10 protein-coding genes are annotated in these 11,238 nt (G+C 68.9%); 1 reads left to right on the plus strand and 9 read right to left on the minus strand.

The features are described 5' to 3' along the window. Positions 1-13: 13 nt before the first annotated feature. From AC1DJH_RS22270 to AC1DJH_RS22310, 9 genes are all read right to left on the minus strand, one after another. The gene (locus tag AC1DJH_RS22270) at positions 14-451 is read right to left on the minus strand and encodes a carboxypeptidase regulatory-like domain-containing protein (protein ID WP_435494451.1); all 438 of its coding nucleotides are present in this window, start codon (positions 449-451) and stop codon (positions 14-16) included. A 113-nt stretch (positions 452-564) separates the two neighbouring features. Next, the gene (glcF, locus tag AC1DJH_RS22275) at positions 565-1,794 is read right to left on the minus strand and encodes a glycolate oxidase subunit GlcF (protein WP_478187195.1); all 1,230 of its coding nucleotides are present in this window, start codon (positions 1,792-1,794) and stop codon (positions 565-567) included. A gap of 13 nt (positions 1,795-1,807) precedes the next feature. Then, on the minus strand, positions 1,808-2,947 hold the full coding sequence (gene glcE / locus AC1DJH_RS22280) for a glycolate oxidase subunit GlcE (RefSeq protein ID WP_478187196.1): 1,140 nt from the start codon (positions 2,945-2,947) through the stop codon (positions 1,808-1,810). 8 nt (positions 2,948-2,955) lie between these two features. Then, the gene (locus AC1DJH_RS22285) at positions 2,956-4,458 is read right to left on the minus strand and encodes an FAD-linked oxidase C-terminal domain-containing protein (RefSeq protein WP_478187197.1); all 1,503 of its coding nucleotides are present in this window, start codon (positions 4,456-4,458) and stop codon (positions 2,956-2,958) included. 183 nt (positions 4,459-4,641) lie between these two features. Then, complete coding sequence (locus AC1DJH_RS22290) at positions 4,642-5,526, minus strand: LysR substrate-binding domain-containing protein (RefSeq protein ID WP_472114069.1); 885 nt, start codon at positions 5,524-5,526, stop codon at positions 4,642-4,644. Between the two features lie 84 nt (positions 5,527-5,610). Further along, positions 5,611-6,543 carry an SMP-30/gluconolactonase/LRE family protein gene (locus AC1DJH_RS22295; protein ID WP_478187198.1) on the minus strand — a complete coding sequence of 311 codons (933 nt, stop codon included), beginning with the start codon at positions 6,541-6,543 and terminating at the stop codon, positions 5,611-5,613. Positions 6,544-6,730: 187 nt separating this feature from the next. Continuing rightward, positions 6,731-8,164 (minus strand): ammonium transporter, encoded by a 1,434-nt coding sequence (locus AC1DJH_RS22300; RefSeq protein ID WP_478187199.1) that lies wholly within the window; start codon positions 8,162-8,164, stop codon positions 6,731-6,733. Positions 8,165-8,193: 29 nt separating this feature from the next. Next, entirely contained in the window at positions 8,194-8,532 is a 339-nt protein-coding gene (gene glnK, locus AC1DJH_RS22305) for a P-II family nitrogen regulator (RefSeq protein ID WP_007833403.1), read from the minus strand. A 67-nt stretch (positions 8,533-8,599) separates the two neighbouring features. Further along, complete coding sequence (locus AC1DJH_RS22310; protein ID WP_472114078.1) at positions 8,600-9,472, minus strand: TorF family putative porin; 873 nt, start codon at positions 9,470-9,472, stop codon at positions 8,600-8,602. Between the two features lie 214 nt (positions 9,473-9,686). Here AC1DJH_RS22310 and AC1DJH_RS22315 point away from each other — a divergent pair, with 214 nt between their 5' ends. Then, positions 9,687-11,237, plus strand: coding sequence for a YifB family Mg chelatase-like AAA ATPase (locus AC1DJH_RS22315; protein ID WP_478187200.1), 1,551 nt, complete (start codon positions 9,687-9,689; stop codon positions 11,235-11,237). Position 11,238: the final 1 nt, after the last annotated feature.

Consider the following 11,238-nt stretch of genomic DNA (forward strand, 5'->3'; position numbering starts at 1 on the left):
AGCGCCCGCCCGCTCAGAACCTGAAGTCGGCCGTCTTCGAGCCGCCGCCGACCGTCACGGTCTGGCTCTTGGGGCTGCCGCCGGGCACGGCCGCATCGATCACGTAGCGCCCGTTCGGCAGGTCGACCAGGCAGACCGGCCCGTTCGCGCGGAACGCCAGCGCGGCGGCGTTGTTGGCGTCGCCGCCCTTGATGGTCACGTCCACGTTGGCCATGTAGGCGCCATCGGCGCGCGCGAACAGCAGCGCCAGCGGGTGCTCCTTCATGGCGGAGCGCATGGCCGTCGATTCGTCGGAGCCGATGCCGCCGCACACGTAACGCGCAGCGCCCGCGCCCTGCCAGGGCGGCATGGCGCCTTGCGCCTGCGCGGCCACCGCACCGGCTGCGCACACGCAGGCCAGCAGCGAGCGCCGCAGCGCGGGAGAAACGAGGGATGCGAGAACGGGGGACATGGCATGGACTCCTTGCAGATTCGGTGCAGCCATGATGCGCCGCCCCGCACGCTCGCGCGAGTCGGACCAACCCCCTCCCCGCTGTGCGACCAGGCCCCGGGGCACGCGCCCGGTCAGGCCTTCAGCGCCGCGTCCAGCAGCTCGACCCAGTGCCGCACCGGCGTGTCTGCGCTGCCGCTTTGCAGGTGCGTGATGCAGCCGATGTTGGCCGACGCGATGGTGGTGGGCTGCAGCTGCTTCAGGTGGCCCAGCTTGCGGTCGCGCAGCGGATAGGCCAGCTCCGGCTGCAGCACCGAGTAGGTGCCGGCCGAGCCGCAGCACAGGTGCGATTCGTTCATGGCCACGCGCACGTCGAAACCCAGGGCGCGCAGGTGCGTCTCGACGCCGCCGCGCAGCTTCTGGCCGTGCTGCAAGGTGCAAGGCGGGTGGTAGGCCACCACGCCCGCCGGCGCCTGCACACGGGCCTTCAGCGCGGGCACCAGGTCGGGCAGCAGTTCGCTCAGGTCGCGCGTGAGTTCGCTGATGCGCGCCGCCTTCAGCGCGTAGGCGGCGTCGTGCTGCAGCAGGTGGCCGTACTCGCGCACGGTGACGCCGCAGCCCGAGGCGTTCATGACGATGGCCTCGACGTGGTTGCGCTCCACCAGCGGCCACCACGCGTCGATGTTCGCGCGCATCTGCGCCTTGCCGCCTTCCTGGTCGTTCAAGTGGAACTTCACGGCACCGCAGCAGCCCGCTTCCTTCGCGATCACGGCCTGGATGCCGGCCGCGTCGAGCACGCGCGCGGTGGCGCTGTTGATGTTGGGCATCATCGACGGCTGCACGCAGCCCGCAAGCATCAGCACCCTGCGCGCATGCGTGGCGGTGGGCCAGGCGCCGGCCTCCTGCTTCGCGGGCACCTTGGCCTTGAGCGCCTCGGGCAGCAGCCCGCGTACGGCCTGGCCGAGCTTCATGGCGGGGCCGAACAGCGGCGAAGGCAGGCCTTCCTTCAGCAGCCAGCGCTGCGCCTGTTCCATGGCGGGGCGCGGCACCTTCTCGTCGACGATCTTGCGGCCGATGTCGACCAGGTGGCCGTACTGAACGCCGCTCGGGCAGGTGCTTTCACAGTTGCGGCAGGTCAGGCATCGGTCCAGGTGCAGCTGCGTGCTGCGCGTGGGTGTCTTGCCTTCGAGCACCTGCTTGATGAGGTAGATGCGCCCACGCGGGCCGTCGAGCTCGTCGCCGAGCAGCTGGTACGTGGGGCAGGTGGCGGTGCAGAAGCCGCAGTGCACGCACTTGCGCAGGATGGCCTCGGCCTCGCGGCCTGCGTCGGTGCCTTGGAATTCGGGGGCGAGCTCGGTTTGCATGGCGGTTCTTGTTTTACGTGGGGGCAAGCAGGCGGCCGCGGTTGAACAGGCCGTGGGGGTCGAACTCGCGCATCAGCGCGCGGTGGATGCGTTCGATGGGCGTGCTCAGGGCGTCGAAGCGCGGCACGTGGCCGCCGGTGTGCTCACCCGTGTGCTCGCCCGGCAGGCGGAACATCGTGGCATGGCCCCCCGCGGCGCGCGCGATCTCGCGGATGCGCGCGGCCTGGCCCGCGCCTGGCGGCGCCTTGTACCAGCGCTGGCCGCCGTGCCATTCGACCAGCGGCGCGGCGCCGTCGAGCGCGAGCACCGGCGCGGTCTGCGGCACCGACAGGCGCCAGAGCGCATTCGCCCCCTCATCCATCGCGAACCACGGCAGCTGCTGGTTGCGCAGCGATTGCCAATAGGCGGCCGCACGCGCGTTGTCTGCGCGCTCGCCGCCCAGGTGCGCGCAGGCAGCTTCCACCGCCGCCACCGCACCACGCAGGCGCAGGTACAGCGCGCCCGCGCCTTCCTGTTCGAGCCAGCAGCTGGCATTCAGCGGCAGCGGCCGGCCACCCCACTCGTTGAGCAGGCGCAGCGCATCGGCCTGGCTGCAGGCGAAGGCCAGCGTGGCCTCGGCGGGCGGCACCGGCAGCACCTTGAGGCTCACCTCGGCGATCACGCCCAGCGTGCCGAGCGAGCCGGCCAGCACACGCGACACGTCGTAGCCCGCGACGTTCTTCATCACCTGGCCGCCGAAGCTCAGCACCTCGGCACGGCCGTTGACCAGCGTGGCGCCGAGCACATAGTCGCGCACCGCGCCGACGCTGGCGCGCGCCGGGCCGCTGAGGCCGGCGGCGACCATGCCGCCCACCGTGCCATCACTGCCGAAGCACGGCGGCTCGAACGGCAGGCACTGGCCCTTCTCTGCGAGGGCCGCCTCGAGCTCGGCCAGCGGCGTGCCGGCGCGCACGGTGACGACCAGTTCGCTCGGCTCGTAGCTCGTGATGCTGGCAAGCCCGCGCATGTCGAGCTCCTCGCCTTCCTCGCCTTCCTTGCCTTGCGGCGGCTCGCCGTAGAAATCTTTGGTGCCGCCGCCGCGAATGCACAGCGGCGTGGCGTCGGCCGCGGCGGCGCGCACGCGCTCGACGACCTGTTGAAGTGCGGTGTCCATGCTGCTCATCAGAACCTCGGCAGGTCGGGGTGTTGCAGCTTGCCGCCGCGCACCACCTGCTTGCCGTACTCGGCGCAGCGCTGCAGCGTCGGAATCACCTTGCCGGGGTTCAGCATGCCCTCGGGGTCGAAGGCGCGCTTCACGCCGAACATCTGCTCGTTCTCGCTGGCGGTGAACTGCACGCACATGCTGTTGAGCTTTTCCACGCCCACGCCGTGCTCGCCCGACACCGTGCCGCCCATGGCGACGCTGGTCTCCAGGATGTCGGCGCCGAACAGCTCGCAGCGGTGCAGCTCGTCGGGGTCGTTGGCGTCGAACAGCACCAGCGGATGCAGGTTGCCGTCGCCCGCGTGGAACACGTTGCAGCAGCGCAGGTTGTACTTCTTCTCCATCTCCTGGATGGCCAGAAGAATGTCGGCCAGGCGCTTGCGCGGAATGGTCGAGTCCAGGCACATGTAGTCGGGGCTGATGCGGCCCGACGCGGGGAATGCGTTCTTGCGCCCGCTCCAGAATTTCATGCGCTCGTCTTCGCTGTTGCTCACCGCGATGGCGGTGGCGCCGCAGCCGCGCAGCACGGCGGTCATGCGGCCGATTTCTTCTTCGACCTCTTCGGGTGTGCCGTCGGACTCGCACAGCAGGATGGCCGCGGCGTTCAGGTCGTAGCCCGCGCGCACGAAGTCTTCGACCGCCGCGGTCATGGGCTTGTCCATCATCTCCAGCCCGGCCGGAATGATGCCGGCCGCAATCACCGCGGCCACCGCGTCGCCGGCTTTGCGCACATCGTCGAAGCTGGCCATGATGCAGCGCGCCAGCTGCGGCTTGGGCACCAGCTTGACGGTGACCTCGGTGGTGACGGCCAGCATGCCTTCGCTGCCGATGACCAGCGCGAGCAGGTCGAGCCCCGGCGCGTCGAGCGCGTCGCCGCCGAACTCGATGGCCTCGCCCTCGGCCGTGAAGCCGCGCACGCGCAGCACGTTGTGCAGCGTCAGGCCGTACTTCAGGCAGTGCACGCCGCCGGAGTTCTCGGCCACGTTGCCGCCGATGGTGCAGGCGATCTGGCTCGAGGGGTCGGGCGCGTAGTAGAGGTTGAAGGGCGCGGCCGCCTCGCTGATGGCGAGGTTGCGCACGCCGCACTGCACGACGGCCGTGCGGCTCACCGGGTCGATCTTCAGGATGCGGTTGAACTTGGCGAGCGACATCGTCACGCCCATGGTGTGCGGCATGGCGCCGCCCGACAGCCCCGTGCCCGCACCGCGCGCGACCACGGGCACGCCGAGGCGGTGGCAGGTCTGGAGCACGGCGGCCACCTGCGCCTCGGTCTCGGGCAGGGCCACCACCAGCGGACGGGCGCGGTAGGCGGTGAGGCCGTCGCACTCGTAGGGGGTGGTGTCCTCGGCGTGCCAGATGAGCGCATGCGCAGGCAAATGTGCCTGCAGCGCATGCACGACCTGCGACTGGCGCTCTGTTTTCTGTAGCGAATCCTGCTGCGTGGGAGTGAGCGGCGCATTCATGCGGCGGCCTCTTTTCTTCTGTTCGCGCCTGCGCGCGGAATGTCTCGGGGTGGACCGCACTCTACGGACATCGCCCCGGGTGCGGGTTGACGGATTTTCGCGGCCGGCTTGAGAGAACTTTGCCGGCACGGCGCACGGCGCTGCACAGCCCGGTCCGGTCCTTCGCTTCGCTTCGCTTGCCGTTCAGCGCAGGCTCTGTTCCAGCCAGTCGGCAAAGGCCGCGCACTCCCAGCGCTCCAGCGTGCCGGGTTGCCAGCAGATGTAGTGCCGGTGCGGCGAGGGCACGGCCTGCTCGGACAGCGCCACCAGCCGCCCCGACTCGAACCAGGCGGCGCCCATCTTCTGCCGCACCAGCGCCACGCCGAAGCCGCTGGCCGCGGCGTCGTACACGAGCCCCAGGTCGTTGAACTGCGAGCCGATGTTCGGCTCGGGCTGGTCGAGCCCGCAGCTGGCGAACCAGGTGCCCCAGGGTTCGAGCGGGCTGCGGATGAGCCGCGCGCTGGCGATCTCGGCGGCGCTGCGAAAGCCGGTGAACGGCCCGAACTCGTTCAGATAGCTCGGGCTGCAGGCCGGCACCACCTGTTCTTCGAGCACGAGGCGGTGTTCGCAGTCGGCATAGCCGCCGGGGCCGTAGCGCACTTCGAGGTCGGCCTGCTCGGCGGTGACGTCGAGCAGCGGAATCGACACCTGCAGCACCAGTTCGATGTCGGGGTAGATGTTGCGGAACAGCTCCAGCCGGGGCATGAGGAATTGCCGGCTGAAGGTGGGCGTGACGGCGATGCGCAGCCGCGTGGCGCGCTGCGCGGCATTGCTGCCAAGCGGCGTGGCCTGCAATGCCGCAAGCCCGGTGCGAACGTTCGCGAGGTAAGCGGCACCGTCGGCCGTGAGGCTGAAGTCGCTGCGCCCGAAGAGCTTGAAGCCGACGTGCGACTCGAGCTGGCGGATGCGATGGCTCACCGCGCTGGGCGTGACGCACAGCTCGTCGGCCGCGCGGCCCGCGTGCCGCAGCCTTGCGACGGCCTCGAAGGTCAGCAGGCATTGGATCGGGGGGATGTGCTGCAGGGCCATCGTCTCAGTGGGGGTGTTCGGTCTCCGCACGTCCGGGGCGCCGCTCGATCGACCTCGGCCCTGAACAATGCTCTTCGCGCACCCTCAGTCCTCGAAAAAGCTCACGGGCAGCCCGGGCGTCTCCACGCGCATCGAAATCACGCAGCCCGAAGCCGGCCGCTGTTCGATCTCCGCCGCAGGCCGCCCCTTGCGCGCGCTGGTGACGAACAGCGTCTTCAGATCGTTGCCTCCGAAACACGGCATGGTCGGGCATTGGACGGGCACAGGAACCGAGGCCACGATGTCGCCCGAAGGTGCGAAGCGCAGCAGCTGTGCGCCTTCGAACATCGCCACCCAGTAGTGGCCTTGCGCATCGATGGTGGCGCCGTCCGGCCGGCCTTGGTAACCCAGCGGCGCATCCACAGTCCAGCCTTCGCGCTTGGCTTCGAACTGGTGGAACACGCGGGCACGCGAAAGCGCGTTGGCCTCGGCGTCCCAGTCCCACGCGCACACCACGTGCGCGGCGGTGTCCGCCCAGTACAGGATGCGGGCGTCGGGCGAGAACGCGAGGCCGTTGGCCGTGGTGGACTCGTTGGCCATCTGCGTGATGGTGGGCGAAATGCCCGTGCCGGGGCGTGCGTCGAGGCAGTAGAGCGCGGCGTTGGGCCGGTCCTTGGCTTCGTTGAGCGAACCGCCCCAGAAGCGGCCCCGGGGGTCGCACTTGCCGTCGTTGAAGCGCATGGTGCGCACGTCGTGCTCCACACGCGCCAGGGCGACCAGCTCGCCGCCCCATTCGCGCGCCCGGTAGAAGCCGTCGCGCAATGCGATCACCAGGCCGCCGCTGCGCGCCGGCGCCATGCAGCCGGGCTCGGTCGGCAACGGCCATCGCTCCACGGCGGCATTCGGCGAAGCGATGTCGCCGCGGGTGCGCAGCACCGCGCGGCCGGGAATGTCGAGCCAGTAGAGCGCGCGTTCTTCAGGGTGCCAGAACGGCGACTCGCCGAGCTCGCAGAGGCTGTCTTCGATGGAGGTCCACATGGTTCGGCCATTGTGCCCCCGGCCATGAAAGCGACAGGCAAAAAAAAGCCCGCTGACGCCGGAGCGCTCGCGGGCTGAACATCCAAAGGAGACCTCGCTTGAAAAACTCGTGACGAAGAATTGTTCTTGTGAATGCGTTTGGATCGCCAGCGGCGGGGCTGCCCGAAGGCAGCCTCGCCACAGGGGATCAGCGGTTGTAGGCGGTTTCGCCGTGGGAAGAAATGTCGAGGCCTTCGCGCTCTTCTTCTTCCGACACACGCAGGCCGATGGTCAGGTCGGCGATCTTGAAGGCGATGAAGGCCACCACGCCGGACCACACGATCGTGAGCGCCACGCTCTTGATCTGGATCCAGACCTGTGCGCCCATCGCGAAGGTGTCGGGCGTTGCGCCGCCGGTGCCGCCCAGGCCCTTGGCTGCGAACACGCCGGTCAGGATGGCACCCAGGATGCCGCCCACACCATGCACGCCGAACACGTCGAACGCGTCGTCGGCACCGAGCATGCGCTTCAGGCCGCCCACACCCCACAGGCAGACCAGGCCGGCCAGCAAGCCCAGCACGATCGAACCCATCGGGCCGACGAAACCGGCGGCAGGCGTGACGGCCACCAGGCCGGCAACGGCACCGGACGCAGCGCCCAGCATCGAGGCCTTGCCCTTGTGCAGGCTTTCACCCAGGATCCACGACAGCGCGGCGGCAGCGGTGGCGAGCACCGTGTTGATGAAGGCCAGGCCGGCCAGCGCGTTGGCAGCACCTGCCGAACCCGCGTTGAAGCCGAACCAGCCGACCCACAGCAGCGAAGCGCCGACCATGGTGAGCGTGAGCGAGTGCGGCGTGAACGCTTCCTTGCCGTAGCCCACGCGCTTGCCGACCATGTAGGCACCGACCAGGCCGGCCACACCGGCGTTGATGTGCACCACGGTGCCGCCTGCGAAGTCGAGTGCGCCGTCCTTGCCCAGCAGCCCGCCGCCCCACACGATGTGGGCGATCGGCACGTAGCTGAAGGTGAACCACAGCACGGAGAACAGCAGCACGGCCGAGAACTTGGCACGTTCCGCGAACGCGCCAACGATCAGCGCCACGGTGATGGCCGCGAAGGTGCCCTGGAACGCGACGAACACGTATTCAGGAATGGTGGTCAGCGCGCCGAAGGTTTCCTGCGTGATGCCCTTCATGAAGATCTTGTCGAATCCCCCGAAGAAGTTGCCTTCGCCCGAGAACGCGATGCTGTAGCCATAGACGGCCCACAGGATGCTGATCAGCGAGAAGATCACGAAGACCTGCATCAGCACCGACAGCATGTTCTTCGAACGGCCCAGGCCGCCGTAGAACAGCGCCAGGCCGGGAATGGTCATCAGGATGACGAGCAGCGTGGAGGTCAGCATCCAGGCGGTGTCGCCGGAGTCGATCTTGGGTGCCGGAGCGGCGGCGGGCGCCGCGGCTGCCGCAGCGGCAGGTGCCGCGTCGGCTGCAGCAGGTGCGGCCGGCGCCGCGGGTGCAGCGGCAGCGGGAGCCGAAGCGGCAGGCGCTTCGGCCGGGGCGGCGGGCGTTTGTGCAAGGGCGGTGGTGCCGGCAGCCAGCACACTCAAACCGAACGCAAGAGAGACAAGCAGTTTTTTCATAATCGTTGTTCTTTCGGGCCTGGACTCGTTCAGAGGGCTTCGCGACCTGTTTCGCCGGTGCGGATGCGCACGACCTGTTCGAGGTTGTAGACAAAGATCTTGCCGTCGCCGATCTTGCCGGTGCGGGCAGCACCCTCGACGGCTTCGATCACGCGATCGACGAGGTCGTCGGAGACGGCCGCTTCGATCTTGACCTTGGGCAGGAAGTCGACCACGTACTCGGCGCCGCGGTAGAGCTCGGTGTGGCCTTTCTGGCGACCGAACCCCTTGACCTCGGTGACGGTGATCCCCTGCACGCCGATGGCCGACAGTGCTTCGCGCACCTCGTCGAGCTTGAACGGTTTGATGATGGCTGTGACCAGCTTCATGAGTTTTCTCCTGCGGATGGAAATGAAACGGTGCGGCAGCTTGGGCCGCACCTCGTTGTTCTGGTGCTTAGAGCGTCTTCGTCAGCGTGAGGATGAAGCGCGCCTTGTTCGGCGAGTACGTCGTCTGGCCGAAGGTGCCGAAGCCGTAGTCCACGCCCGGGTTGCTCACGGCGAGGTACGAGCTCTTCTTGTTCGCGCCTTGCACCGAGCCGGTCAGCGACAGGCCGTTGCCGAAGTCGTACGACGCACCGACGTTGTAGTCGACATAGCTCTTGTAGCCCAGGCTGCGGATGTCGCTGGACATGTTCGTGTAGCCCACGGCGGCCTTCAGCGTGACCTTGGGCACGATTTCCTTGCTGTACGCCAGGTTCAGGTAGCCGGTGTTGGTGCCCTTCAGGCCCGAGCCCGCCTTGTTGCCGGCGTAGCCGAAGTAGTCCTTCGACACGGTGTGCGAGTACTTGGCGGTGAACGAACCGAGGGTTTCGCTGGCGTAGGTGCCGGCAACGTACAGCTCGGTGGTGTTGCCCGACGAGTTGCCCGGGTAGATGTAGGTGAGCGCACCGACGTCCATGTCCAGCGGGCCGGCCTTGAACTTGTAGCCGCCGTACAGGTCCATCTCGATGCTGTTGCCCTTGAGCCAGTTGACGCTGGAGTTCCAGCTGCCCACGTAGAAGCCGCTGTCGCCGAAGGCGTAGTCCAGGCCGCCCTGGACGGCGGGCTTGAAGCCCTTGGTCTTGGCGTAGTCGTTCTTGCCCAGCATGTCCTGGTCCTGGCCACGGAACTTGTAGTTGGTGGTCAGCGAGATGTTTCCCGTGAGGTTCGGGGCCGGAGCGGCGGCCGGCGCGGCAGCGTCGGTTGCGGCCTGCGCCAGGGCGGCGCCCGAAGCGGTCAGTGCCGTGGCAAGAACGATCAGCGCCTGGGCGGCGGTGCGGTACGTCATCGGGAAACTCCTCGCAAAGTGTGTTGGGGGACCTGAGAGGCTCAAAGCAGGGAGCGTGCCAAACTGCTCAAAAGCCCGCCCGCAGAGCATTCCCCGCGGGCTTGAGCGAGCGCCAAATCGTTACAACAGGTGCTTCGTGTGGCGGCGGTTTCTCCGGGAACTGCACCACGGGCGTGCCCCCGATGGGCGCACCATCTTGGGGAGATCAAGAACAATGAGTCTGTCTTTGGTGCAAAGCCGTGCTTTGCTGGGGCTGGAAGCAGCCAGTGTCACGGTTGAGGTGCATCTGGCGAACGGCCTGCCCAGCTTCACGCTGGTGGGGCTGGTGGAAACCGAGGTCAAGGAGGCGCGCGAGCGGGTGCGCTCGGCCATCCAGAACGCCGGGCTGGAGTTTCCCAACAACAAGCGCATCACCGTGAATCTGGCGCCGGCCGACCTGCCCAAGGACTCCGGCCGCTTCGACCTCCCCATGGCCATGGCCATCCTGGCGGCCAGCGGGCAGATCGACAACGCCCGGCTCGCCGGCCACGAATTCGCCGGGGAGCTGTCGCTTTCCGGGGAACTCCGGCCCGTTCGCGGTGCGCTGGCCATGGCGCTGGCACTGCACACGCGGGGCGTGGCCACCCGTTTGGTGCTGCCCATGGACAGTGCACAGGAAGCCGCACTGGTGCCCGGCAGCGAGGTGTACGGCGCCCGGCACCTGCTGGACGTGGTGCGGCAGTTCATGCCCGACGCCGACGCGGCCGCGCAACTTCCCGAGCCGGCCTCCGACGATGGCTGGGCCCGGGTCGAGGCCGCGCCCGGCGCGGCCGCACCGCGCTACGCCGACCTGTGCGACGTCAAGGGCCACGCGGGCGCCAAGCGGGCGCTGGAGATCGCGGCGGCCGGCGGCCACAGCCTGCTGATGATGGGCGAGCCCGGTTCGGGCAAGTCGATGCTCGCGCAGCGCTTCGCCGGCCTGCTGCCGGGCATGAGCATCGGCGAGGCGCTGGAAAGCGCTGCCGTGGCCAGCCTGGGCGGGCGCTTCGCGACCGATCGGTGGATGTGCCGGCCTACTTCTGCGCCGCACCATACGTCCAGCGCGGTGGCACTGGTGGGCGGCGGCTCTCCGCCGCGTCCCGGTGAGATTTCCAGAGCGCATCACGGCGTGCTCTTCCTCGACGAATTCCCCGAATTCGCTCGCTCCGCCCTCGAAGCCCTGCGCGAGCCGCTGGAGACCGGCACCATCACCATCTCGCGCGCCGCGCGCAGTGCCGAGTTTCCCGCGCGCTTCCAGCTGATCGCCGCCATGAATCCCTGCCCTTGCGGCTACCTGGGCTCCTCGCTGAAGGCCTGCCACTGCACGCCGGCGCAGGTCGCCCGCTACCAGGGCAAGCTCAGCGGCCCGTTGCTGGACCGCATCGACCTGCACATCGAGGTGCCCGCGGTGTCGGCGCAGCTGCTGCTCGACGCGCCGCCGGGCGAGTCGACCGACAGCATCCGCGCGCGCGTGGTCGCCGCGCGTGAACGCGCCATGCAGCGCCAGGGCCATGCCAACCAGGCGCTGCAGGGCAGCGCCATCGACCGGCATGCAGCGCTCGAGGACGCCGCGCGCCAGTTCATGTTCAACGCCGCCAGCAAGCTCGGCTGGTCGGCGCGCAGCACGCACCGGGCGCTGAAGGTGGCGCGCACGATCGCCGACCTGGCGGGGGCCGACACGGTGCAGGCCGCGCACGTGGCCGAAGCAGTGCAGTACCGCCGGGCGCTGAGCCGCGGCCCGGCCTGAG

Source organism: Variovorax sp. 10N412 (assembly GCF_056394985.1).